The 24936-nt window shown below is 66.3% G+C and carries 24 protein-coding genes and 2 pseudogenes; 13 read left to right on the top strand and 13 right to left on the bottom strand.

The window, feature by feature from the left end:
• Positions 1-200 precede the first annotated feature (200 nt).
• The 5 genes from ACFQS4_RS17250 to ACFQS4_RS17270 form a co-directional block, all read right to left on the bottom strand.
• Entirely contained in the window at positions 201-2516 is a 2316-nt protein-coding gene (locus ACFQS4_RS17250; protein ID WP_500194774.1) for a transglutaminase TgpA family protein, read from the bottom strand.
• Positions 2513-3682 (bottom strand): DUF58 domain-containing protein, encoded by a 1170-nt coding sequence (locus ACFQS4_RS17255; RefSeq protein WP_500194776.1) that lies wholly within the window; start codon positions 3680-3682, stop codon positions 2513-2515. Before ACFQS4_RS17255 ends, ACFQS4_RS17250 begins: the two co-directional genes overlap by 4 nt.
• A complete protein-coding gene (locus tag ACFQS4_RS17260) occupies positions 3679-4668 on the bottom strand; it encodes an AAA family ATPase (protein WP_500196650.1) in 990 nt (329 codons plus the stop codon). The genes ACFQS4_RS17255 and ACFQS4_RS17260 overlap by 4 nt, the downstream gene beginning before the upstream one ends.
• Before the next feature lie 285 nt (positions 4669-4953).
• Positions 4954-5148 (bottom strand): cold-shock protein, encoded by a 195-nt coding sequence (locus tag ACFQS4_RS17265; protein WP_117362766.1) that lies wholly within the window; start codon positions 5146-5148, stop codon positions 4954-4956.
• 123 nt (positions 5149-5271) lie between these two features.
• Positions 5272-5862 carry a DUF7573 domain-containing protein gene (locus ACFQS4_RS17270; RefSeq protein ID WP_500194778.1) on the bottom strand — a complete coding sequence of 197 codons (591 nt, stop codon included), beginning with the start codon at positions 5860-5862 and terminating at the stop codon, positions 5272-5274.
• 18 nt (positions 5863-5880) lie between these two features.
• Here ACFQS4_RS17270 and ACFQS4_RS17275 point away from each other — a divergent pair, with 18 nt between their 5' ends.
• Positions 5881-6075, top strand: a complete 195-nt coding sequence (locus ACFQS4_RS17275; RefSeq protein ID WP_500194780.1) for a DUF8024 family protein — start codon at positions 5881-5883, stop codon at positions 6073-6075.
• Between the two features lie 42 nt (positions 6076-6117).
• On the opposite strand, the gene ACFQS4_RS17280 is transcribed toward ACFQS4_RS17275, so the two are convergent.
• Together ACFQS4_RS17280 and ACFQS4_RS17285 are read right to left on the bottom strand one after the other, a co-directional pair.
• A complete protein-coding gene (locus tag ACFQS4_RS17280) occupies positions 6118-7197 on the bottom strand; it encodes a 5,10-methylenetetrahydromethanopterin reductase (protein ID WP_500194782.1) in 1080 nt (359 codons plus the stop codon).
• Positions 7197-7967, bottom strand: coding sequence for a coenzyme F420-0:L-glutamate ligase (locus ACFQS4_RS17285; RefSeq protein ID WP_500194784.1), 771 nt, complete (start codon positions 7965-7967; stop codon positions 7197-7199). The genes ACFQS4_RS17280 and ACFQS4_RS17285 overlap by 1 nt, the downstream gene beginning before the upstream one ends.
• A gap of 168 nt (positions 7968-8135) precedes the next feature.
• Here ACFQS4_RS17285 and ACFQS4_RS17290 point away from each other — a divergent pair, with 168 nt between their 5' ends.
• The 4 genes and pseudogenes from ACFQS4_RS17290 (at position 8136) to ACFQS4_RS17305 (ending at position 11990) form a co-directional block, all read left to right on the top strand.
• On the top strand, positions 8136-8702 hold the full coding sequence (locus tag ACFQS4_RS17290; RefSeq protein WP_500194787.1) for a DUF6789 family protein: 567 nt from the start codon (positions 8136-8138) through the stop codon (positions 8700-8702).
• Between the two features lie 69 nt (positions 8703-8771).
• Positions 8772-10171 (top strand): annotated as a pseudogene (locus ACFQS4_RS17295) (eIF2B alpha/beta/delta subunit family protein).
• Between the two features lie 151 nt (positions 10172-10322).
• Positions 10323-11279, top strand: a complete 957-nt coding sequence (gene ddh, locus ACFQS4_RS17300; RefSeq protein WP_500194789.1) for a D-2-hydroxyacid dehydrogenase — start codon at positions 10323-10325, stop codon at positions 11277-11279.
• A 204-nt stretch (positions 11280-11483) separates the two neighbouring features.
• Positions 11484-11990, top strand: coding sequence for a GNAT family N-acetyltransferase (locus tag ACFQS4_RS17305; protein WP_500194791.1), 507 nt, complete (start codon positions 11484-11486; stop codon positions 11988-11990).
• A 14-nt stretch (positions 11991-12004) separates the two neighbouring features.
• Here the strand turns inward: ACFQS4_RS17305 and engB are convergent, their stop codons facing one another.
• The 4 genes from engB to ACFQS4_RS17325 all read right to left on the bottom strand — a co-directional run bounded on the left by engB (position 12005) and on the right by ACFQS4_RS17325 (position 14652).
• Entirely contained in the window at positions 12005-12628 is a 624-nt protein-coding gene (gene engB, locus ACFQS4_RS17310; RefSeq protein ID WP_500194794.1) for a GTP-binding protein EngB, read from the bottom strand.
• A gap of 91 nt (positions 12629-12719) precedes the next feature.
• A complete protein-coding gene (locus ACFQS4_RS17315) occupies positions 12720-12890 on the bottom strand; it encodes a DUF7576 family protein (protein WP_500194796.1) in 171 nt (56 codons plus the stop codon).
• A gap of 150 nt (positions 12891-13040) precedes the next feature.
• Positions 13041-14180, bottom strand: a complete 1140-nt coding sequence (locus ACFQS4_RS17320; RefSeq protein ID WP_500194798.1) for a PGF-CTERM sorting domain-containing protein — start codon at positions 14178-14180, stop codon at positions 13041-13043.
• A 277-nt stretch (positions 14181-14457) separates the two neighbouring features.
• The gene (locus ACFQS4_RS17325; protein ID WP_006087767.1) at positions 14458-14652 is read right to left on the bottom strand and encodes a cold-shock protein; all 195 of its coding nucleotides are present in this window, start codon (positions 14650-14652) and stop codon (positions 14458-14460) included.
• Positions 14653-14920: 268 nt separating this feature from the next.
• Here ACFQS4_RS17325 and ACFQS4_RS17330 point away from each other — a divergent pair, with 268 nt between their 5' ends.
• The 7 genes and pseudogenes from ACFQS4_RS17330 to ACFQS4_RS17360 all read left to right on the top strand — a co-directional run bounded on the left by ACFQS4_RS17330 (position 14921) and on the right by ACFQS4_RS17360 (position 21223).
• Positions 14921-15640, top strand: coding sequence for a queuosine precursor transporter (locus ACFQS4_RS17330; RefSeq protein ID WP_500194801.1), 720 nt, complete (start codon positions 14921-14923; stop codon positions 15638-15640).
• Between the two features lie 154 nt (positions 15641-15794).
• Positions 15795-16886, top strand: a complete 1092-nt coding sequence (locus ACFQS4_RS17335) for an aminopeptidase (protein ID WP_500194803.1) — start codon at positions 15795-15797, stop codon at positions 16884-16886.
• Between the two features lie 418 nt (positions 16887-17304).
• Positions 17305-17925, top strand: coding sequence for a DUF309 domain-containing protein (locus ACFQS4_RS17340; RefSeq protein ID WP_500194805.1), 621 nt, complete (start codon positions 17305-17307; stop codon positions 17923-17925).
• Positions 17926-18035: 110 nt separating this feature from the next.
• Positions 18036-18899, top strand: a complete 864-nt coding sequence (locus ACFQS4_RS17345; protein WP_500194808.1) for a DUF8054 domain-containing protein — start codon at positions 18036-18038, stop codon at positions 18897-18899.
• Positions 18900-18999: 100 nt separating this feature from the next.
• Entirely contained in the window at positions 19000-20256 is a 1257-nt protein-coding gene (locus ACFQS4_RS17350) for an aminotransferase class V-fold PLP-dependent enzyme (RefSeq protein WP_500194810.1), read from the top strand.
• A 164-nt stretch (positions 20257-20420) separates the two neighbouring features.
• A pseudogene (locus tag ACFQS4_RS17355) lies at positions 20421-20648 on the top strand (DUF8015 family protein); the annotation flags it as partial.
• 155 nt (positions 20649-20803) lie between these two features.
• Positions 20804-21223 carry an iron-sulfur cluster assembly scaffold protein gene (locus ACFQS4_RS17360; protein ID WP_500194813.1) on the top strand — a complete coding sequence of 140 codons (420 nt, stop codon included), beginning with the start codon at positions 20804-20806 and terminating at the stop codon, positions 21221-21223.
• A gap of 330 nt (positions 21224-21553) precedes the next feature.
• Here the strand turns inward: ACFQS4_RS17360 and radA are convergent, their stop codons facing one another.
• Both radA and ACFQS4_RS17370 read right to left on the bottom strand, forming a co-directional pair.
• Entirely contained in the window at positions 21554-22585 is a 1032-nt protein-coding gene (gene radA, locus ACFQS4_RS17365) for a DNA repair and recombination protein RadA (RefSeq protein WP_500194814.1), read from the bottom strand.
• Positions 22586-22736: 151 nt separating this feature from the next.
• Entirely contained in the window at positions 22737-23846 is a 1110-nt protein-coding gene (locus ACFQS4_RS17370) for an outer membrane protein assembly factor BamB family protein (RefSeq protein ID WP_500194816.1), read from the bottom strand.
• 145 nt (positions 23847-23991) lie between these two features.
• On the opposite strand from ACFQS4_RS17370, the gene ACFQS4_RS17375 reads away from it, so the two are divergent.
• Positions 23992-24924 (top strand): metallophosphoesterase family protein, encoded by a 933-nt coding sequence (locus ACFQS4_RS17375; protein ID WP_500194819.1) that lies wholly within the window; start codon positions 23992-23994, stop codon positions 24922-24924.
• The last annotated feature ends 12 nt before the right edge of the window (positions 24925-24936 follow it).

Genomic DNA, 24936 nt, shown 5'->3' on the forward strand with positions numbered 1-24936 from the left:
ACTGTTTCAGGACGTTGATCGATCGGATCGATGGGACGAACCGAACACGAGGTCTCGGTTCATCTCACCGCTCCGGATACGAGACGTCGTCTCGTCTCACCACTACAGGCTCGACCCACCACTAGTGCCCCTCCAGGCGCCGACTGACGAGTGAAATTGGATGAACGCTATCGGTTTCACCCATAAGGCCTGGAACGGCACTAGCGCCACAGCCGACCGACGAGCGGCGCCTGTTCGCGGGCGAGTGCCGTGACCAGCGAGACGGCCTCGTCGGCCGTGGATTCGTCGACCCCACCGCCGTAGCGAGCCTGCTCGTAGGCGTCCAGCACGCGTCTCGCGCGCGGGTCCGTCAGGCCGACGCGCTCGAGCGAATCGACGTACTGGCGTGGTGATTCCCCACGTTTGCGGGCCCGGAAGCGACGCGCGAGGACGAGCTCGAGGCGCTCGTAGGCCCGGACGGTGTCCTCGGTCGGATCGCCGCGGAAGCCGTGCCAGTAGCGGTTGACCTCGCGGCTCACGAGCGAGCCGACACCGGCACGATGGCCTCCGGCGGCGAGACCGATCAGGAGTGCGACGCCGACGAGGAGGTCGCCGGGAGCGAGCGGGATCAGATCCTCTTCGTCCTCGTCGCTCGAATCGACGCCGCCGGTCCCGCCCGTGCCGTCTCCAGACGGGTTGCCGGGCTGGAGCGGATCCCGGGGACCGCCCGGTCCGCCGGGGGTATCGTTGGTGTCGTTGGTGTCGTTCGTCTCGTTCCCCGACGGGTCGTCGTCGGTGTCGTTCTGATCGAGCAGGTCGTCGATGTCGCCATCGACGTCGGGCACCGACTCGTTCTCTTCCGGGCCGTCGACGGGGACGTCCTCGCTCCCGTTCGTGTCGACGCCCGATTCGTTGTCTTCGCGGGCCTGCTCGAGTCGTTCCTGGTGGGTCGCGTCCCGGGACGAGGAGGGCGTCGGCTCGAAGACGACCCAGCCCTGGTCGGGGAAGTAGACCTCGACCCAGGCGTGGGCGTCGAGCCCGCGGACGACGTACTCGTTGTCGTCGACCTGCTGGCCCGTGGTGTAGCCGGTGGCGTACCTGGCGGGGATACCTTCCGAGCGCAGCATCTGGGTCATCGTCGTCGCGAAGTAGACGCAGTAGCCCTCGTCCATCTCGAGCAGGAACGCCTCGGCGGCGTTGCCGCCGGGGCGGTCGACCTCGAGGGTGTAGTCGTAGCCGTCCTGGAAGTACTGCTCGATGGTAGCGGCCTTCTCGTAGGGCGTTTCCGCGTCGGATTCGGCGAGGATCTCGTCGGTTCGCGCGTCGAACTCGTCCGAGCGGCTCTCGGGCATCTGGAGATAGTACTCCGTGATCGGCTCGGGATACTCCGTCCCGGCCTCGTTGAGGATGGTGGGATCGGCCTCGAGGACTGCGCTCTCGACGTTGTACGTGTCGCCGGCGATGAGCGGTCCGTCGGGCATCGGCTGACCGTGATCGGACACGCGCGTGTGTGCCGTCACGTCGCCGTCGAGTGCGGTCGGATTGGTGGCGACCGGCATCACCTCGAGCTGACGCTCGATGGTAATCGTATGCCTGGCCGTCTCGTACCCCCCGTCCGGTTCGGGGAGGCCGACGTCGTCGTAGGTTGCGTCCGGGCCGCTCCTGATCCACGAATCGCCCGTGTAGCGGTCGTACACCCCCGTTCGCCAGTAGGTGGGCTCCTCGGTCACGACGGTGAAGTGGACCTCCGGCGAGAGGTCGACGCTGCCGGTGATCGTCGACCGATCGGGGTCGCCGTCGACGGCGCCGTCGAGCGTGCCTGGCTCGCTCTCGAGCAAGAACGTGGGGCTGGCGGCCCCGCCGGGGACGAAGGTGATGGTCATCGAGAGGAAGACGATGATCGCGAACATGATCGCCAGGACGTCGGCCTGGGCGATCGAGCCCTCGTGTCGGTCGAGTTCGCCGAACCCGACCGCGGCGATGCCGCCGACGACGCCCACGAGGGTTACGCCGATGCCAGCGTCCGTCGTCAACACGAGAAACAGGAGAGCTACGCCGCCGGGAACGACGCTCAGGACGTACCGTTCGCGCATCGCGAGGTACCACGTGAGAAAGACCGGGGCGGGCGCAAAGCCCAGCGTCCAGATGCCCGCCTCGAGCATCTGAATAAGCGGCATTCCGGTCGCGAGCGTGATCGTGTCCGAGAGGAACTTGCCGGCCTGACCGACTGCGGCTCCCGGCGCGTACCCGGCGGCCTCGAGGTAGTACAGGAAGCCAATCGCCGTCGCGCCCAGACCGATTGCGAGGGCCGTCCGCGGTCGGATCGCGTGGGCGAGAATCGTCGCCGCGAGTATCATCGTGAGCACGAGGAGGTACAGTGATTCCGTGCCGCCGACGGTTCGCGTAATTTCGCTCAGCGTGAAGACGATGGCCGCGAGGAGGACGAGAATGCCCGCCAGTGCGAGGGTCCGAAAGAGCGTCGTCGTCGACCCCTCGAGCGAGGTGGCGATCGAGTTCGGGAGGGTGCGCGTGCTCATGCTGACACCCCCGTGCCGGGCTCCTCGAGGTCGTCACTGGAAGCACTGGAGGAACCAGTACCATCGCTAGTGCCGAATTCACCAGACCCGTCGGCGCTCGAGCCACCGGACCCACCAGACCCGTCGGCAGCTATCGCCGTCGATCCGGCCGAGGGCTCGTCGACGGAGCCGCCGCGACGCCCGCGACGTCCGCGAAGCCGGTCGAACGGAATTTCGTGCCCGTCGACGAGCACCAGGACGCCCGACGCGTCCGCCTGGATGAGGACGTCCGCCTCCCGTCGAATGCGGTCGTCGAGTTCGCCGGGACCGACCACGGCCAGCTGTCGCAACATCTCGAGGTGATGACGTTCGCCCGCATCGGCCTCGAGGGCGCCCTCCACGGTCGAGATGCCGACGGCGACGTCCTCCCTGAGGAGGTACGTCGCCACGCTGGCGACGGCGGCGGCGAGGTCGTCGTCGCGTCCGGGAATGCACTCGCCGACGAGTTCGACCGAACCGACGCGGCCGTCGGCGACGAACTCCTTCACGACGAGTTCGTCGTCGGCTCGTTTGGCGGCGGACTTCCAGTGAATATCTCGAAGCGAATCGCCGCGCGTGTACTCGCGGAGGTGGTCGAACTCCTCGCGGTCGTAGGCGCCAATAGCGTCGTGAAGTAACTGTAAGTCGTGTTTCGCGCCGCCCCGGAGGTCGTGGACCCGGGGATAGACCAGCACCTCGTCGGTCCGGTCGTACTCGAACCGTTGCTCGACGAGTCCGAAGACGTCGCTGACGACGACCGTGACCGGACCGATTTCGTGGACGCCGCGGCGCTCGAGGTCAATCTCGTAGGTGAGCGAGTTGCCGTCGACGAGGGTCGTTTCCCTGACGTTGCCGTCGTCGACCGCCGACACGCCGTCGGAGAGGTCGTCGCGGACGGTAGCCGATAGCGGCGACTCGACGTCGACGGTGAGTTCGACCGTCCGTCGCTCGCCCGGATATCCCTCTCCGGTGGGAACCCGGCGAATGCGCGGGCGGTCGACCCGCGCGGCCGTAATCACACCGGCGACGAGGACGAACGCCAGCGGCGCGACGACCGCGTTGAGCGCTCGCGAGCCGAAACTGGCGGCCATCCAGAGACAGAAGCCGACGACGGCGACGGTCCCCCAGCCGCGTCGCGTGAGTCTCATGGCACGCGGACGTGCTCGAGGGCGTCCTCGACGACGGCTGCACCGTCGGTCTCGCGCCCGTTCGCGTTCGTCTTGATCCGGTGAGCGAAGACGTATGGCGCTTCGTGCTGGATGTCGTCCGGGATGACGTACTCTCGTTTGTCGAGCACGGCCCGGGCCTGGGCCGCTCGCAGGAGGGCGATGGTGCCGCGCGGGCTCGCGCCGATGTGGGCGTGCTCGCGGGTGTAGCCGGCCAGTTCGCTCGCGTACTCCCGGACGGGGGGCTCGACGGCGACGTTGGCCACCGTCTCGCGCGCGCGGACGATTGACTCGAGGTCGGTGACCGGCTCGAGCCCCTCGATGGGGTGGTGACCGACCGTACGACCGAGCATCTCGGCTTCCTCGTCGGTATTCGGGTAGCCGAGCGAGAGTTTCTTCATGAAGCGATCGACCTCCGCGAATGGGAGTTCGTAGGTCCGGTTGGGCTCGATGGCGTTCTGGGTGGCGATGACGACGAACGGGTTCGGCAGCGGGCGGGTGTCGCCGTCGACGGTCACCTGGCGTTCCTCCATGGCCTCGAGCAGGGCCGACTGGGTCTTCGGCGGGGCGCGATTGATCTCGTCGCCGAGGACGACGTTCGCGAAGACGGGGCCGTGCTGGAACTCGAACTCGCGGGTCTTCTGGTTGAAGACGTTGACGCCGGTGATGTCGGAGGGGAGGAGGTCGGGCGTGAACTGGACGCGTCGGAAGCTACAGTCGATCGAGCGCGCGATCGAACGGGCGAGCATCGTCTTGCCGACGCCGGGGACGTCGTCGAGGAGCACGTGACCGCGAGCGAGGATGGTGGTGATGACGTGGTCGACCTCGTCGTCGTGACCGATGATCACACGTGTCACGTTCTCTCGAACCGTCTCGACGAGGTTCGCGACGGCTGAAACGGGGAGTGGGTCGATGGTTCCGAGCTGATTCGTCGTCTCCGGCTGGGATGAAGGATTGGCGTCGGTCATGGTGGCTGCGTGTGTGGAGGCCAGCGTAGCGGGCATACCCTGGATACACGGTCGATAGTGCTTCTTGTGCGATTGATCGACATATGTTTTGTGTCTTTCAGGTAGGATTCAGTCTGTCGACAGGCGCTCGACGGCGCGCCGCGACGCCCGGACGGCTGGATGATAGTGATAGACTCTCGGATTGCCAGCGGGAAATAGTTGTACCTGCCTATATCCGACCCGCAACGCTGTCGGCACTCACAGTGTAACGATCAGAAAACGATACCTCCGTCTGGCTCGACTGACTCAGAGTCGCTCGAGATTCGTCGCGCGCGGGCCTTTGTCGGCCTGCTCGATGTCGAACTCGACTTCCTGCCCTTCCTCGAGGTCAGGGCCGCCAACGTCTTCCATGTGGAAGAACACGTCGTCGTCCGCGTCGTCAGTTTCGATGAATCCGTATCCGCCAGTGTCGTTGAAGAATGCGACCGTACCTTTCGCCATTGCGTTCGTACTAAGTGAGGACGGAAGCATAAAGCTTCTGGAGGTGACACCCGGTCGGTTCGTCACTGCTAATCGCGTGAAGATGGCCTCGAGAGGGGCTGTAGAGTCACAACCGGCGTCAAGTCACCACTCCTTACACGACGGACACACCAGGTCATCCTCGTCTCGCCAGACCCGGTCGACGCTCGAGTCACAGCGATTGCAGGTGTAAGTCCCCCAGGCGTACGTCGAGAGGCCAGCGTCGTGGTCGCTCGACGACGGGTCGGGTTCGTCCGCGTCGACCGTGTTCTGGCTGCTCGAGGCAGTCGTTTTGTTCGACGAGACGGCGGCGGCTGTTTCCTTGGTACTCGCTTCCTCGGTATCCGCTTTCGTGGCAGCTGCCTCCTCGGTATCCGCTTCCGCGGTGTCCGCCGCCGACCCGGACGACCCCTCGTCCTGGCCGTAGTCGGTGAGTCGGCTATCCTCGGTCACGCGTACCGATACGAACGCCCGGGGTTTATATTGTTTGTCGAAGCCGAATCGCCGTTCCCAGACCATCGTTTCGATGCTCGTGATCCGAACGCCGACGAGCGCTGCCCTGGAGCCGGGTCCGAGTTCGAGTTCGAGTTCGAGTTCGAACCCTGACCAGAACCGGTGATAGACGACGCCCCTCGAGCGGCGCCGATCACGCAGGTCCGGACGACCATCGACCAGACCGATATCACCAAGTACCATCGTTGCCAATCGTCGCACATGGTTTCCGCTCCGTTCCTCGACCCGATCGTCAGCAACCTGGTCGAAATGATCAACCTGTTCTCGAACGTCGCCACCGGCGAGGGGCTCGCTCCCCTCCTCTTACTGATCGGGGCGATCCTGGTTGCCTTCAGCATGGGCGTCTTCGGCGTGCTCACCCTCGGCGGACTGGGCAGTCTCTTCTCGCTCGAGTAGGGCGTTTTCTCGCCCAATCCTCGACCTTCCGGCCGGCCCGTCTCACTCCTGTGCCTGCTCGAGCCCCCGCGCTGCCTGCTCGACCGCCACCTCGAGGTCCGGCCCCAGCGGCGACCCGACGACGACGCCGTCGACGAACTCGAGGATCGCCTCGAACCGGTCGGCCACCGTCTCGGGGGTGCCGGCGACGGCGAACGCGTCGATCATCGCGGGGGTAACGGCCTCGAACGCCGCCGAGAGGTCGCCAGCTTCGAGGTGCCGACCGACTGTCTCCACTGCCCCCTCGTCGAGCCCGTGACGCTCGATCACGGGCGGGGCGGCCCCGCCGGCGATGAACGCGACCGGCGGACGGGCGGCCTCCCGCGCTGCGGCCTCCTCGTCGGCGACGCTCACGCTCGAGAAGGCGAGCGCCTCGAACGGGCCGCGGTCGTCGGGACGGTCCGCGAGCCCGAGCTCGAGCTGGTCGGCGGCCCACTCGAGGTCGCGAGGATGGGAGGCGTTGACGAGCACGCCGTCTGCGTGTTTCGCGCTCATCCGGAGCATGTGAGGGCCCTGGGCGCCGACGTAGACCGGGATCTCGGCCGGCTCGAGATTGAGCGAGGCGTCCTGCGCGGTGAACGTTCCGTCGTGGGTGACGGTCTCGCCGGCCCAGAGGTCTCGTGCCACCGAGAACGCCTCGAGGACGCGCCGGAGGGGGCGATCGTGCTCGAAGCCGAGGTTCGACAGTGCCGATCGGTCCCCGGCACCGATGCCGTACACACCACGACCCCCCGAAACCTCGTCGATCGTCGCCATTCGGGCCGCGAGCGTCACTGGGTGATCCTGGAACGGGTTGACGACGCCGGGGCCGAGGGCGATCGAGTCGGTCCGCTCGGCCATCCGCGAGAGTGTCACGAACGGGTCCCGATTGAAGTAGTGGCTGCTCGAGAACGCGACGTCGAAGCCCTCGGTTTCGGCGAGGGCCGCGAGGTCGGAGATCCGGTCCGGCGGATGTTCGGGGGTGAGTTCGATTCCCCAGGTGGGACTCGAGTCGCTCGCGCCGGTCGCGCCGGTCGAGTCAATCGAATCGTTCGAATTTCTCGATCCGCTCGAGTCGCTCGAGGTGGAGTTTTCGGCCGTCATCAGCCGTCGTACCTCCAATCCCGCAACGCCTGGCGAACGAAGTCGCTCTCGAGATCGCGAAAGAGTGCGTCGCTTCCCTCGTGGTTTCCGAAGTCCCAGTCGCGGACGACCACGGCGGGCGTGCCGCCCGCGCCCTCGCCGGTCACCAGGTTCGCCGCCGACGCGAGCTCGTCGACGACCGACTGGACGGTGACGCCCAGTTCGCGGCCGTCACGGTCACGTTCACCCCGCCAGTCGCGACTCGCCGGCATGCCGTCCCAGCCCAGGGCGACGCCGCGCTGGCCGTGGCGAAACGGCCGGCCGCAGGTGTCGGTGACGATCACGGCGACGTCCTCGATCCCGCGCTCGAGCAGTCCGGTCCGGATTCGCTCGGCGCTCGCCGTCGGTCGCTTCGGCAACAGGAGCAGGTCGTGCTCCGGGACGTTCGAGCGATCGATCCCCGCGTTCACGCAGACGTGGCCGAAGCGCGTCTCGGTCAACAGGAAGGGCGCCTCCATCACGAGTTCCGTGCTCTCCTCGAGGACCGCCTGGGCGAACCGGGGATCTTTCTCCTCGCCGGCGATGTCCTCCAGCCGCGCCGCGATCTCTCGGGCGCGCGGGCCTGCTGGGAAGTCGCCGAAGTCCGCCGCCCGGCCCTCCGCTTTGGAGACGACCGTGCTCGCCACCGTCAGCACGTCGCCGGCCTCGAGGTCGACCCGATCGGCGACGAGTCCTGCCAGGTCGTCTCCCGGGCGGATCTCGGGGAGGTCCGGCACCGCGTTGAGTTCCATACTCGAGGGTGGGGTCAGGAGGGTGAAAAACGCACCGTCACCGGCCGCTGTCTCCGGTACGGGGCGGCTTCGCCGAGGGCCGGTACGTTCCGGCCGAGTGACCGATGTCGGAAGGTGCACGCCTCGCGATTAAGGCAACGTCCGTGGTAGGTCACCGTCGTGACCACGATGGCTGTGGCTGACCACCTCCGACGGCTGCGTTCGATTGCCAAGACCGAGGGCCGCTCGAGCGAGGCGGACGACCGTCCACGCGAGTACCACGTCGCCGACGCCGTCGCTCGAGGCGTCCAGGCTGGCTTCGTCGCGACGCTGATCATGACCGCCTTCCGACTGCCGATCCTGCGCTCGCTGCCGCCGTCGGCTAACTTCTGGTCGAAGTACGTGACCGGCGACGATCCGAGCGACCACCCGGTCGCCGGCCTCGTCTTGCACTTCGTCTACGGAATCCAGGCGGGCGCGCTCTTCGGTGCGCTGTTCTCGCTGTACGACGCCGACCGGGCAATCGAACCCGAACAGCGCGGCCTCGTCTGGGGTGCGGTGTACGGGATGGCGCTGTCGGCGTTCGGCTCGCAGGTGATGCTGAAGGAGATCCTCGACATCCGCCTCGAGTCCGACGAACTCGCGCTGTTTCACGCCGGCCACCTGGTGTACGGCCTCTCGCTGGGTGCCTGGGTCGGCTCGCGAACCGAGGGCGTCGAGGATCCCGAGGAGTACGAGTACGGCGACGGCAACTGAGGGGTCGGGTGACGGATGCAGATATTGATCTCCGAAAATGCTACCCCACGAGCACGCCTCGTTTTTCGCATGACCGATTCGACGAACGGCGACGGACCGAGCCACGTCGTCACCGCCTTCCTCCGCAACGCCGGCGAGGTCCTGCTGGCGCGTCGGAGCGACGCCGTTGGCACCTACACAGGGAACTGGGGTGCCGTCTCTGGCTTCGCGGAAGGCGACCCCGACGCGCAGGTTCGCCGCGAAATCGCCGAGGAGACCGGCCTCGAGGACGCCTGCACGCTCGTTCGGTCGGGTCGACCGCTCGAGGTGACCGACGCCGAGATCGGCCGGGAGTGGGTGGTTCACCCCTACCTGTTCGACTGCGACGCCCGCGAGGTCGACCTGAGCGAGGAACACGACGCCCACGAGTGGGTCCACCCGACGGCAATCCTCACTGGCGAGTACGAGACGGTTCCCGGCCTCTGGGCGGCATACGAACGGGTCGCACCCTCCGTCCGCTCGATCGCCGCGGACGCCGACCACGGTGCCGCGTGGCTCTCGATCCGGGGCCTCGAGGTCCTGCGAGATCGAGCGGGACTGCTCGTCGCCGAACGCGAGGACGGGGAACAGTCGCTCGAGGGGAGCGAACCCGAGGGCGGCGTCGACGGAAAAACGGGAGACGCCGAAGACGAGTGGGACGAACTCGCGGCCCTCGCCGAACGCCTGCTCGAGGCCCGCCCGTCGATGGCCGTCCTCCGGAACCGGGTCGATCGGGCGATGGGGACGGCGCTCGAGGCCAGTCGAGAAGGCGACGACGGCGGCGAGGCGAGCAAGGACGAAACCCCGGCCCCGGACGTCGCCGCAGTCCTCGAGGCGACCACCGCCGGCCTCGAGCGCGCCGTGACTGCCGACGACGAGGCCGCGACCCGGGTGGGCCAGCGCCTCGAGGGAACCGTGATGACGCTCTCGCGATCGGGAACCGTGCTCGAGGGGATTCGAGCGAGCGACGCGCGTCGCGTCTACGTCGCCGAATCCCGCCCGGCCTCGAGGGCGTCGGCGTCGCCGAGTCGCTGGCCGACGAGCGCCCCGTGACGCTCCACACTGACGCCGCGGCGGCGTCGCTCCTCTCGCGCGAGTCGATCGATCGAGTCGTCGTCGGAGCCGACACGATCCGTCCCGACGGCGCCGTCGTCAACAAAACCGGCACCAGGGGGCTGGCGCTCGCGGCCGCCCATGAGGAAATCTCCGTGACGGTCGTCGCCGCGAGCGACAAGATCTCGACGCGCGAGGACATTTCCCTTGAGTCCGGCTCCAGGGACACGGTTTACGACGGCGACGCCGCAATCGACGTCACGAATCCGACTTTCGACGTGACGCCCGCCGAGTTCGTGACCGAGGTCGTCACCGAACGCGGCGTTCTCGAAGTTGACGACGTCACGGCCCTCGTCGAGGAGGCACGAGAATTCGCGGTCTGGCGGGAGAAACGATAGACCGAAACCCGCTCGGCTCATACCGACGAGCGGGCGGCGGTGACGAGGAGTTACCCCCACTGAGCCCCGTGTGACGAGGGATTCTATCCTGAGCCGCCCACTCCTACTCGCCGCAGGAACGTTGAACTACCAGTCGTCCGTACCGCCAGTCATGGCTGATTTCGATGCCGCGCCCGATATCGACCTCGAACACCTCGGCGTCCACGCGTCCGTTTCGGCCGTGTTCCCGCCCGAGAAACTGATCGAAACGCTCGAGGACCTCCCCGTGACGGTATCGCTCGTCGAGGACGAGGACCGCAACGACACCGACTGCGAAGCCGTCGTCACCTTCGAGCACCGGGAATGGTTCGCCGACCTCGAGTGGGTTCACTCGGTCCAGGCGGGCGTCGATCGCTTCCCGATGGACGTCTTCGAACGCGATGGCGTGGTTCTCACCAACAGCACCGGCATCCACGACCGAACGGTCGGCGAGACGGTGGCTGGCTACCTGCTGGCGTTCTCCCGACGACTCCACCGTCACGTGGCCAATCAGCAGCGCCGGGAGTGGACCCAACCCGACTGGGACGAGGCGTTCACCCTTCCCGGAACGACGGCCTGTGTCGTCGGCACCGGCACCCTCGGCCAGGGCGTCGCCGAGGTCGCGGGCCCCCTGGGCGTCTCGATGCGCGGCGTCCGTCGCACCCCCGAGGACGTTTCCGGATTCGACGACATCTACACGACCGACGCTCTGCTCGAGGCCGTCTCCGGCGTCGACTTCGTTGTCTCGACGCTCCCGCTGACTGACGAGACACACGGCCTGCTCGACGCCGCCGTCTTCGAGGCCATGGACGATGACGCCTACGTCGTCAACGTCGGTCGCGGCCCGGTCGTCGACGAGGCGGCCCTGATCGACGCACTCGAGGCGAACAAAGTGGCGGGTGCGGCCCTCGACGTGTTCGAGACCGAACCGCTCCCGTCCGACTCGCCCCTCTGGGCGATGGACGAGGTGATCGTCACGCCCCACAGTGCGGCGTTCACTGTCGATTACTACCGGGACATCGCCGGCCTCGTTCGGGAGAACGTTCGTCGACTCGAGGCGGGCGAGGCGTTCACGAACCGGGTGGTGTGAGGAGGTCGACGACGGTGGTGGGGTGCGACGGTGGCGAGACACCACGGTGACGGAGAACCGACGGTGACGAGACACCACGGTGACGGAGAACCGACGGTGACGAGGAACCGACAGTGACGAGGTGCCGATGGCAGTACCGACGACGATGACAGTCGAGTCTGCCTGATCGACAGGCACAGTGGTACCCGTCCCGTACCGATCAGTATGGTCGAAATCCGCCCTGCTCAAGCGACCGACGGCGAGGCCCTCGTGTCGGTCCACGTCGCCGCCGTCCGCGAACTCGGGGCCGCCGCCTACGAGTCAGCGCAGGTCGACGCCTGGGCGGCCAACAAGTCGCCTGACGGCTACCCCGTCGACGTGGATACCGCACACTTCGTCGTCGCCACGCGAAACGGCGCGGTCGTCGGCTTCGGCCACCTCGAGTTCGGCGTAGACGAGGTTCAGGCCGTCTACGTCCACCCCGGCCACGCGCGAACGGGGGTGGGGCGAGCGCTCCTTGACCACCTCGAAGCAACGGCCCGCGCGACCGGACTCGAGCGTCTGACGCTGCTCGCGTCGAAAAACGCCGTCGAGTTCTACGAACGCCACGGCTGGCAGGGGCTCGAGTGGGTCGACCACGAGTCGACCGGTGGCGTCGTCCTCGAGTGTTTGAGGATGGAGAAATCGTTCACTTCGTTTGCCAGGGGAGACGGCGGTGAGACGGACAGCTGACGGCGGACTGGCGTTCAGAAGAATCGGAATAAGTCGTCCCGTTTTTGCGCGTGAAGGTGCGTACGAACCGCCTCCTCGAGCGCGTCGATCTGCCCCCGTTTGGCCGTGATTGGGGCGATCGTGTCCTGCCACTGCTTCCACGGCGGGAGTAGCCCCAGTCGGTCACACAGCTCGTCGAGTCGCTCGTCCCGGTCGTCGACCTTGTCCATCTTGTTGACGGCGACCACCGTCGGCACGTCGAGTTCCCGGAGGAAGTGGAACATCTCGACATCGTAGGGGATCTCGTCCTCGCCGGAGTGGCGGTCGATGATGTCGACGACGCTCTTGCCGTCGACGACGAGGATGCCGACGAGGATCGAGTCAGCGTGGGCCTCGAGGTACCGGACGATGTCCGTCTTGATCTGGTCCTGGCGATCCGCTTCGACGCCGCTCATGAAGCCGAACCCGGGGAGGTCCGTGATGACGAAGTCCTCGGCCGTCCAGTCGTAGTGGTTGGGCGTCCGGGTGACGCCGGGCTTGCCCCCGGTGTCGAATTTGTGGCCCGTAAGCTCTCGCATCAGCGTCGACTTGCCGACGTTCGACCGGCCGACGAGGACGACCTCAGCGTCGCGGTCGGGTCGCGTCTCGAAGGGATTCACGTACTCGCCATCGGGCGGGGCGGGTATAAACGCGACGAGAGCGGGTGAACATGACTGGTCGAGAGTGGGCGAGGCTGGTTCGCCACCGGTGCTACTCGAGCCAACGCTCGAGGCACTCGTCGCTACAGAAGTGCCGGTGGACCACCGCTTCGTCCTCGACGGCAGTGAGTACCCGCTGATCTGGTGTGTCAGCGAGGGACTCTCCACACGTCCGACAGTCCCGTTCGTCGGCCGTTCCGCCATCAGTTCGACACGTGGTCATGCTATTTCGTACCAGGGGCGTGTCACACTTGAACGAACCTGTTGCGGCGGTATCGGCCACCGTCAGGGCCAGGTGCGCTCGAGTGCGTGCGAATCGGGATTTACGATTCCCGACGAGGCGCTTGCTGATTCACGATGAAACCGTCCCGATTCACGACGAGGCTCGACGCCGCCCGATCGCCGCGATCACCAGCGACGTTATCGCGAACCCGGCTACTCCTGCGCCGAAGCCCGGCTGAGCGTCGTCGTTCGCGCCGGCAGTCTCGTCGTCCTCGGGGTCGTCTTCAAGGACGGGGCCGTCGCTCGAGCGGTCGTCTGTCCCAGTCCCGTCGTCGTCCGTTTCGTTGTTGTCGGCGCCATTAGTTTCGTCGCCCTCGTCGTCACCCTTCGTCTCCTCACCATCGGCATCGGATCCATTCCCATCATTCTCGTCTGAATCCGAACTCGAGTCGTTCGTTCCGTTTTCGGATCCTCCATCGCCGTCACCGTTTTCTTCGCCCTCGCCATCACCATCATCGTTACCAGCCGTCTCGTCGACGAGTTGCAAGACGACCGTCACCTGCCCGTGGGAGGAATCGGGCGTGAACGTCCAGCCGCCACCGGCTTCCTCGTACGAGACCGCGTCCGCGACGGGGTCGACGCTCGAGTCCCAGCCGGTGCCGGCGGGTTCCTGCTGGATGTAGCCGACGACCTTGATGCGGTCGGCGTGCTCGCCCTCGACGATGGCCTCGCCGTACTCGACGCTGTCACCTTCTTCGGAGAGGCCGTGGATCTCGATGCAGTGGCTGTCCAGGTAGCCGTCGCCCTGTGGCAGGTCGGAGACGCCGAACTGGTCGGCGTCCAGCGGGCGCTCGTAGTGGTCGTTAAGTGGATACTGGGTGACGAACGGGTCGGCGTGGGAGTGCCACGCGACGGACTCGCCCATCGGGAGCGTGACGGTCGTGTTCGGGACCGTTTCGCCCATGATCGGGTCGCCTGCCTCGTTGACCAGCGTCGTACAGACTTTCGAGGAGCCGTCCCCGAGATACGGGGTTCGGTACTCGTCGCGCGGATTGACGTAACTGATCCAGCTCCCGTCGGCGGCGGCCGCTTCGAACCAGGGGTCCCCACGTTCGGGAACCGGTTCTTCGGCGGCCGGTTCGCTGACGTTCTCCGGACCTGGATCGACGGGGCCAGTGGCAGGTGTGAGCGGCCCCGCGCCAACGAGAGCGCCAACGGTGAGGCCGGCGAGCAAGAGGGTGAGGCCGGCGAGCGATACGACTTTCCAGCGATCGGGTGGCGTGTGCGACATGAGCGTGATTCTGACTCGTCGCCGCTCGAGACTCCTGCGAGCGCGAGCAAGCGGATCTCGAGGCGACGAACGTGGATCAGCCCACGACAATCACCGGTTTGGGTATATCACGCGTACCTGACCGTACGGACTTGATACGTGACGGTACGCCGCGGCTACCGGTCGCTCGAGTCCTTTCAGCAACTGCGTAACTGCGTCCCTTCGAACCTACGGACGCGTCGCTCGCCGGTCGAAAATGGTAAAATGTGAAATCCGGGCGTCGGAACGAAAAGCCGTGTTACAGGCGGGTGACGTTCGTCGCGCGGGGGCCCTTGGGGGCCTGTTCGATGTCGAATTCGATGTCTGTGCCTTCTTCGAGGTCCGGGCCGCCGACGTCTTCCATGTGGAAGAATACGTCATCGTCTGCGTCGTCCGTCGAAATGAAACCGTAGCCGCCTGTGTCGTTGAAGAAATCAACGTTTCCTTTCGCCATTGCTTTTGAACACAGCGCCGATAGACGGATAAGACTTGCGTGGGCCCCGTTCACTCGGGCCTCGATGTAAAAAATTCGATGCCATCGGAATCTCCATTCGTTGTGCCCGATTCGGAACGTGGCACGTTCAGAGGCTCAAATACAAACGTTCTGTCGTCGCACGTAGAAATAATCGCTCTGGCGGGCAAACCCTCCATCGATATTCTCTGAATCACACTCGAGGAAGCGTTTCGCTACGACTTTATCCGCGTACTCGTGAGAAGTGGGTATGACTCAGTCACAGCCTCGGGCCGGGCCGACGGTCGTCCAGGTCTCGCTCATCGCCGTGTTCGTCACGGCGCTGGTTACGGCCCAGGTGACGGCAGCGAAGGTGCTCGCGTTCGAACTGCCAGTAGCGCTCCCGATAGCAGGCAACGAACTCTTCCTGCCAGGGGCCGCGCTCGCGTACGCGCTCACCTTCCTGGCGAGCGATTGCTACTCGGAACTGTACGGACGGAAGGCCGCCCAGGTCGTGGTCAACGTCGCGTTCGCGATGAACTTCCTCCTGCTGGCGCTCGTCTGGTCGACCATCGCGGCCCCCGCCGCGCCGACGAGCATCGATCCGGGGACCTTCGAATCGGTCCTCGGTGCATCGACGAACATCGTCGCCGGGAGCCTGCTCGCGTACCTCGTCAGCCAGAACTGGGACGTCTGGGTGTTTCACGAAATCCGTGAGTACACCGACGGAGACGCCCTCTGGCTGCGCAACATCGTCTCGACGGCGAGCAGCCAGGCCATCGACACCGTGATCTTCGTCTCGGTCGCGTTCGCGCTCGCACCAATGGTCCTCGGCGTCGGTCCCGTCCTCCAGCCCGGGGACCTCGCCGCCCTGATCGTTGGCCAGTACCTCCTCAAGCTCCTGATCGCCCTCCTCGACACTCCCGTCGTCTACGCTGTCGTCGGGTTCGTCCGTTCGAGGGACTCGAGTTCGCCGTCGACTCCCGTCTGAACGACGTGCTCAAGGCCGATCTCGAGCATGCGATAGATTCGGCAAAACTATACTTTCTATAGCAATGGCGGGCGGCTGGTAGTGTCGATACGGACTGCCGGCCCCTCGAGTCGAACCACTGGACGTTTAGTGCCCGACTCGAGTCAGGTGAGGTATGGACGAACGCGTACGCGAACACGCATCGGTGCTGGTCGACTGGAGTGCTCGGATCGAGGCGGGCGACGACGTGGTGCTCTCGGTCGGACCAGAGGCACACGACCTCGCGGTCGCCGTCGCTGCGGAACTCGGCGAGCGGGGAGCGAACCTGCTCACGACCTACGGCTCCGGGGAGGTGAGTCGAGCGTACCTCCAGGCGCACGACGGCGACTTCGACGAGGACCCGGAGTACGAACGCCGCCTCTACGAAGCAGCCGACGTCGTGCTCTCGATCGGGGGCGGACGAAACACGGCGGCGATGGCCGACGTGCCGAGTGAGACCCGCCAGACCTACCGCACGGCGCGCTCGGGGGTCCGCGAGGCGCGCTACGACACCCGCTGGGTCTCGACGGTCCACCCGACGCGCTCGCTCGCCCAGCAGGCCGGGATGGCCTACGAGGAGTATCAGGACTTCGCCTACGACGCCATCCTCCGGGACTGGGAGGCTCTGGCCGAGGAGATGGCGAAGATGAAGGACGTCCTGGACGCCGGATCGGAGGTCCGACTGGTCAAGGAGGGGACGGACCTCACCATGTCGATCGAGGGCCGAACGGCGGTCAACAGCGCCGCGTCCGTCGCCTACGACTCGCACAACCTCCCGAGCGGCGAGGTGTTCACCGCGCCCTACGATACGGAGGGAATCGTCACGTTCGACGTCCCGATGACCATCGACGGCGAGGCCGTCCGAGACGTCCGCCTCGAGTTCGAAGCCGGCGAGGTGGTCGACCACGAGGCCGCCCAGGGCGAGGACGTGCTCACGGACATCCTCGAGACCGACGAGGGTGCCCGGCGCCTGGGCGAACTCGGGATCGGCATGAATCGCGGCATCGACCGCTTTACCGACAGCATCCTCTTCGACGAGAAGATGGGCGACACCGTTCACCTGGCGGTCGGTCGGGCCTACGACGCGTGCCTGCCGGAGGGCCAGACGGGCAACGAGTCGGCCGTCCACACCGACATGATCACAGATATGAGCGAGGAGTCTCGCCTCGAGGTGGACGGGGAAGTTGTGCAGCGTAACGGGACGTTCAGGTGGGAACGCGAGACGTGAGGGAACGAACGTCTCGGAAATCCGAACGGGGAGGAACGACCCGTGAGGAGCGCGAGTTCGAGGCCTGAGCAGGTACTTTTTGATCCAGCTTTTGCGAACGAGTCGCAAAGCGAGAGTGAGACGGTGGGTGCGAGCGAGACGCTCGAGGCAACTGGCAAACGCACGGTTGGGCGGTCCCTACCATCCGCAAACGACCCCATACTCTTGTGATGCGTCCTCGTCGGTTTCCTCACCGCTCGATCGGCGGCGGTGGCCGTCGGCGTGCTCGAGGCGGCTCGATCCGAGGCGACCGACGGCCAGAACAGCCGATCAGTCGATACGGACGGTGGGCTGCTCGTCCCCGCATCGCTGACCTGTCCGCCCCGCCGGAGGCGGCACGTATCCGGCTTTTTATGCGCTCGACCCGATACTTACGGCTATGCGCGACGCGCTCCGGGCCGGCATCGCCATCTACAACGACGGCTACTACCACGCCGCCCACGACGCCTGGGAGGCCCACTGGCTCGACCTCGAGGCGGGCACCGACGACGAGCGCCTGCTCCACGGACTGATCCAGTTCACCGCAGCGATCTACCACGCGCGGAACCGCAACTGGGCGGGGGCGACGGGGCTGGCCGCGAGTGCCCACGAGTACCTCGAGGACCTTCCGGCGGACTACCGCGGGGTCGACGTGGCTGCCGTCTGTCGCTCCCTACGAACCCTCGCGAGCGATCCGGAGGTGATCGAGCGCCGCCGCCCCCCGACCCTCGAATACGCCGGTGCGGCGCTCGAACTGGCGGATCTCGACCTCGAGGCGACGTTCCTGGCAGCGGGCGTCCTGGTCGAGGAGTTCGGCTACGACGAAGCGATCCTCGAGGACGGGGTCGTGTTCGCCCGGGCGGACCTCGAGGACGGACGGGCGACCAGTCGCTTCCTGGCGCTGGTCCAGGACTTCGTCCGCGAACCGGCCGACCGCGCGCTGGTGTACGATCGGCTCTCGGCTCACGTCGAGCGCCGTCGAACGAAGCGGCGGGACGTCGAGGGATTGTTCGATCCGTGATCGTGACCCGTAACCCGTGACTCGTGGCCGCCCAGACGGGCGCGGAGCGAACTGATCTGCACTATTGTACCACCGACGTATTTTTTATCCCACCAGTCGACGTGACGAACATGTCTGCAGGCCTCTCTCGAACGATCGATCGACTGCGCCAGCCCGAGTACACGGGCGAGAATCGGTGCACACCGTGTACCGCCGTCAACGTCGTCATCGCCGGCGTTCTCGCGGTCGCTGTCGGCGCGGTCGTCCCGCTCGCGGGCATCGCGGTGTTCGCCGCGTCCGCCTTCGCGATCTACGTCCGCGGCTACCTCGTTCCCGGGACGCCCGCGCTGACGAAACGGTACTTCCCCGACTGGCTCCTGGCGAAGTTCGACAAGGCGCCGCCTGGGTACGGGCTCGAGACTGACTCCGATCCCGACCCCGACACGACGGCGGGCCACGGACCCGACCCCATCCACGAACGCGAAACACGCCTCACCCCGGAGGAGACGCTGCTCGAGGCGAACGTCGTCGAACCCTGCGTCGACGAGGACGACCTGTGTCTCCGCGAGGACGTCCGACGCGAGTGGCACGAGCGCATGGACGTGGTCCGGGACGGTGACCGGCCCCAGCAACTCGGCCCCCTGCTCGAGGCCGACCCCGGGGCCATCGAGATCAGCGGCGAGCGCCCGGACGATCCGGTGGTCGTCCGCGTCGACGGCTACGTCGCCGCCCGCTGGGAGTCCGACGCCGCCCTCGTCGCCGACCTCGCCGGGCTTGAGGTGCTCGCCGAGCGCGTACCGGGGTGGGAGTCCCTGCCCGCCGACCAGCGGAGCCAGCTCGCGAGCGGACTGCGCGCGTTTATCGACACCTGTCCGGCGTGTGGCGGGGCCATCTCGATCGACGCCGAGACCGTCGAGTCGTGCTGTCGCTCCTACGAGGTCTACGCCATCACCTGCGACGACTGCGAGGCGCGGTTGCTCGAGGTCGACGCCTGATTTCGGGCCCGCTCGAAATCTACCCGGTACCCGTCTCGGGTTGCGGCGAACCTGCAACCGACCGAAGGAGTGTTTTGTCTCCAGCGCCTGTCTTCGCGTAATGAGCCACCAGCACCAGCGCGAAGGCGTCGACCCCCTCGACGTCGCGTCCGTCCGCGAGGACTACCCCATTCTCGAGCGCGAGTTCGACGGGAGTCGCCTCGTCTACCTCGACAACGCGGCGACGACCCAGACCCCGGACCAGGTCGTCGACGCCATGAGCGACTACTACCGCGAATCGAACGCGAACGTCCACCGGGGCATCCACCACCTCAGCCAGGAGGCCTCGATTCTCTACGAAGAGGCCCACGATCGGGTCGCCGAGTTCATCGGGGCGGAGGGCCGCGAGGAGATCGTCTTTACGAAGAACACGACCGAGAGTGAGAACCTGCTCGCCTACGCCTGGGGATTGGCCGAACTCGGTCCCGGCGACGAGGTCATCCTCACGGAGATGGAACACCACGCCTCGCTGGTCACCTGGCAGCAGATCGCCAGGCGCACCGGTGCCGACGTGAAGTACATTCAGATTACGGGCGACGGCCGCCTCGACATGGACCACGCTCGGGACCTCGTCACCGACGACACCGCGATCGTCTCGGCGGTCCACGTCTCGAACGCCCTCGGGACCGTCAACCCCGTCTCGGAACTGGCGGATCTCGCTCACGATCACGACGCCTACGCCTTCATCGACGGGGCACAGGCCGTCCCGAATCGGCCCGTCGACGTCGAGGCCATCGATGCCGACTTCTACGCCTTCTCGGGGCACAAGATGGCTGGCCCCACCGGGATCGGTGTCCTCTACGGGAAACAACACCTGCTCGAGGACCTCGAGCCCTACCTCTACGGCGGCGGGATGATCGAGAAGGTCACCTTCGAGGACTCGACGTGGGCCGACCTCCCCTGGAAGTTCGAACCCGGCACCCCGCCCATCGCCGAAGCTGTCGGCCTCGAGGCGGCGATCGATTACCTCGAGGACATCGGCATGGACCGCGTCTGCGCTCACGAGGAGGAACTGGCGGAGTACGCCTACGATCGGCTGAACGAGTTCGACGACGTCGAGGTGTACGGCCCCGAGCCCGGCCCCGACCGCGGCGGCCTCGTGAGTTTCAACCTCGAGTCCGTCCACGCCCACGACCTGGCCTCGATCATGAACGATCACGCGGTCGCCATCCGCGCGGGCGACCACTGCACGCAGCCGCTGCACGACAAACTCGGCGTCGCGGCCTCCGCGCGAGCATCGTTCTACGTCTACAACACGCGCGAGGAGGTCGACGCGCTGGTCGAAGCAATCGACGGCGCGCGCGAGTTGTTCGCCTGATTTTTCGGCTCGAACGCTCTCTCACGCGAGCGGCACCGTTCGTTACCCTCAGACGAGCGAGTGCGGGTGCCCCGTCGCCTGGGAACGAGTGCCAAACCGAGAAACAATGCAACGATTCGGCTTTTCCCTCGAGCGACGGTAGGTCGGGTGCCGCAGTGAGTACGATGATAGAGACGACTCGCGAGCGACCGGTCGGCAGTCGAATCGTTGCGGCCCTCGAGACCGCCGCTAATGGCGGTTCGAGAGCCTCAAGGTTCGACCTCACGCTTGGGATTATCCCGCTGGCTTACGCGTCCGCGCTCGCCGCGACAATTCCGACCGCATTGTCAGTTCTCCAGTCGCTAGCGGCGGCCTCGACTGTCGGCCTCCTCGCTATCGCCGACGCGTGTTACGTGCGTCCGCCCGAGACGGACGAGCGAGTTGGCGACCACGATCACGACCACGACCGCTCATCTGAAACCCCACCGACCCGCGAACCGGTTCCAGGCCGTTCGCTCCCGAGCGCCCCCGGAACCCTTTTCCACGCCACCGACCTACGTCTCGGCAAATGGGACTCGGCTCCGATATGTACCGGCAGCAGATCCTCGATCACTACAAGAGCCCTCGCAACTACGGGGAACTCGAGGACCCCACGTTCACCCACGTTGGCGAGAATCCGATGTGCGGTGACGAGATCCGCATGGACGTCGTCCTCGCCGACGACGGCGAGACGATCGAACGGGCCGCCTTCTCCGGCGACGGCTGTGCGATCAGCCAGGCGTCGGCGAGTATGCTCTCGACGGAGCTGCCGGGCACCACGATCGACGAATTGCTCGAGATGGACCGCGACGACATCGTCGACATGCTCGGCGTCGAAATCTCGCCGATGCGGATCAAGTGCGCGGTGTTAGCCGAGAAGGTCGCCCAGGACGGCGCCGAGATCTACCGCGGCGAACTCGAGAAGGACAGGACGACGACCGAAGACTGAGCACGCGCGTTTTTACTCGAGTTCGACCTGCAGGCGCCCGCTACTCGTTTGAGACGTTACGAATCAACCGAACGGCGACGATAGGCTTCTGACAACAGATACAACCCCGCCAGAATCGCTAGCACGGCACTGAAGAGTGACAGCGGCCAGAACGTTCCGCTCTCGAAGCCACCTTTGGATGCGAGAGGGCCAGCGAGGAGCATCAGGCTGCCCGCCACAACGGGGATCAGTCCTGCACCTCTGGTGTTTTCCATCGGGAATTTTGATTAGGTATAATTCCGTCAACTGGAAAATTGCTGGGCGTTGGATCGAAGAGAGCTGTAGCCGTGATTACTCGGGCATCAGTCCGCCGTCCTGGACGCGCATGACGGCTTCGCCGTCGGCGAGGTTCGGCGCGTCGACCAGCTTGACGATCCGCTTGTCGCCCTTGGACTTGCGGAGGTACATTCGGAAGGTGGACTTGTGGCCGAGGATGTTGCCACCGATGGGTTTGGTCGGGTCGCCGAAGAACGCGTCGGGGTTCGAGGTGACCTGGTTCGTGACGATGACGGCGGCATTGTAGAGGTTGCCGACCTTGTCGATGTCGTGGAGGTGCTTGTTGAGCTTCTGCTGGCGGTTCGCGAGGTTGCCACGGCCGACGTACTCCGCGCGGAAGTGGGCGGTCAGCGAGTCGACACAGAGCAGGCGAACGGGGAACTCCGAGTCCTCGTGCTCGCCGGCGATCTCTTTGGCTTTCTCGGCCAGCAGCATCTGGTGGTTGGAGTTGAACGCCTTCGCGACGTGAATCTTCTCGAGCATGTCCGCGACGAGTTCGTCGAGTGCGTCCTCGTCGCCCGCCGATCCCTCGATCTCACGGTCCTCGAGGGCGGCGTCGATGGCTTCATCGGGGAGCCCGCGGACCATGTCGTCGATTCGCTCGGGGCGGAAGGTGTCCTCGGAGTCGATGAAGATGACGCTCCCGTGGAGGCCGCCGACCTCTTTGGGAAGCTGAACGTTGACGGCCATCTGGTGGGTGACCTGGGACTTGCCGGCACCGAACTCGCCGTACACCTCGGTGATCGACTGGGTTTCGATACCGCCGCCGAGGAGGTCGTCTACCTCGTCGATGTTCCAGGTGAGTTTGCCGATCTGGTTTCGGCGCTCGAGGACGGTCGATCCGGTCTCGAAGCCGCCGATGTCCGCGGCGTCGCGGGCCGCGCGGACGATGTCGCCCGCGGTGGACTCGCCGACGTCGGCGGTGTTCGACAGTTCGGAGGGTGAGGCGACGGCCAGACTCTGGTAGGAGTCGTAGCCGGCTTCGGTGAGCTTGTCCGCGGTTGCCGGTCCAACGCCGGGAAGGGATTCGAGGTCTACGTCTGCCATACCCGGTCGTTGTGGCGGATGGGGTATAAACCCTCGTTAACAGTAGAGTGGAAGTGAAAGTGATGGACGTGAAGGGGGCGTTCTCGAGCGGGAGGCGAGAGTTTCTATAGGAAGGGGCACGCCGAGGGGCGTACGAGGCGGTACTGTCGGTTCACCGATCGGCGTCCCACGCGAGACAGCGAAGCCGACCCGCCTCGTCCCCGACGAACAGGCGGACGCTCGAGGGTTCGTCGCCGAACGAGTTCGCCTCGAGGGCGGGCGCGGGCGTGCTCGCGATTCCCGCCTCGAGCGGGAGGTGCCAGATAAAGTCCGGATCGTCGGCGTCTACGCCGTAGAGTCCGCCCGACTGGTCGCCGAGCAGGACGATGTCGCCGACCACGATCGGATCGGTCGCGGGCGCGTCGTCGAGCGGGAGGCCGGGCTTCGAGAACAGGAGTCCGCGGAGTTTGCGATTGCCAAACGTCGTGTCGGTCACGTGGAGAGTCTCGTCGTCGGCGGCGACGAAGAGCGTGTCCGCGCCCTCGAGGACGGTCGGCGGCGAGGTGAACGCTCCGTCGATTTTGTAGGTGAACCAGGTCTGGCCCGTCTCCGCGTCGAGTGCGAGGACCGTCCCGCTCTCGTCGGCGACGTAGGCGCGGTCGTCCGCGAGCGCTGGGCCGCCGACGACGACTCCGTCGGCCGGAGCGCGCCAGACTTCCTCGCCCGAGTCACGTTCCATCGCGGCAACCGACTCGTCCTGAACCGCTACGTACACTCGCTCGTCGTCGACGGCGATGGCGCCGACCGGGGGCGCCTCGAGGTCGTTCGTCCAGATTCCCGCGCCCGTCTCTGCGCGAATCGCGGTGATGCCCTCGGCGTCTCCCATCAGCAGCAGACCGTCCGCGAGCGTCGGCGGCGTCGTGTAGAGCCCCGTTCCCTCGCGCGTCCAGGCAGGGTCGCCCGTTTCGGCCTCGAGCGCGACCAGCGCGTCCTCGAGACAGCAGTAGATGCGGCCGTCGGCGGTGGCGGGGGTCAGGAGCGTCGACGCATCCGTCTCGTACACCCAGCGACGCCGGCCCTGGAAGTCGAGCGCGTAGAGGTCTCCACCGGTCGTGCCGACGTAGATACCGTCTCGATCGACGATTGGCGGACAGGCGACGGTCTCTCGGAGGTCGGCCGTCCATCGCTCGACGGGCCGTCGATGAAGTTCGTCGAGGCTCGCATCCACCTCGAGTCGAGCCGTCTTGCGCTCGTTGCCGCGGTACTGGTTCCACTCGGTCACTGCTCGATGCATGTGAGGCGGGGACGATAAGACCGACGGAACGGAGGCTCGCTGCTGGCATCTCGAGTCTCGACCGTCTTCGAGGCTGCCCGAACGACCGCTCCCGCGCGAAGCGTTATCCCGCTCCTCGTGGTTCGCCAGCACGATGGCTCGCCTTCACGCCGGCCAACTGCTGGCTCGCCTCGAGCGCCCGCGGACCCCGGAGCCGACCGTTCTGGCGGTGGGTTCGGACGTACACCTGGCGACCGACGCCACGGGCACGTGGAAGGTCTTTCACCGGACCGAACGCCACCTCCGTGCCGCCGTCCGGTGCGTCAACGAGCGCGACGTCGACGGCGTCCTCCTCGCGGGCGACCTGACGCGAAACGGGACGCAGGCGGAGTTCGATCGCTTCGACGAACTCGCGACGTTCGACCCGCCCACGGTCTCGATTCCGGGCAACCACGACGAGCCGACGACTTTCGACGAACGCGAGTCGCTACCGATCGAGGTTTTCGAGGCGCGTTACACGCCTGACGGTCTCCCGTTCCGGATTCGCGTGGGCGGCCTCGAAGTGATCGGCCTCGACAGCCACGCCGCCGAACCCGACTCGCCCGCCGAGACCTGGGACGGGCGCGTCGACGCCGAGACGCTGATGTGGCTCGACGAGACGCTCGAGACGACGCCCGCCGACTCGACGCTCGTCGCCATCCACCACAACCTCCCCGCGACCGGCGAACTCTACGAGCGCTGGCGCGACGAGTTGCCCGTCGAGGGGCGCGTCCCCGGCTTCTCGAACCCCGAACCCCTGCTCGAGGTGCTCGCTGACCACGACGTCGGCCTGGTGGTCACCGGCCACCTTCACTTCCCGGCGATCGAATCGAGCGGTGGCGTTCGGGAACTCACCGTTCCGGCCGTCTCCTCGTTTCCCCACGCCCTGCTCGTCCTCGAGGTCGACGAACGCGGCACGACCGTTCGCCAGGTGCCCCTGACCGACAGCGACGGCATGGTCGAGTCGATTGCCCACGGCTACGAGAAGGATCGGGTCCTGCTCTCGGCGGCCCAGCACGCGGCGTACCCGCTGCTCGAGGAGTGGTGACCTGGGAACGCG

Source organism: Saliphagus sp. GCM10025317 (assembly GCF_042663665.1).
GTDB lineage: Archaea > Halobacteriota > Halobacteria > Halobacteriales > Natrialbaceae > Natronosalvus.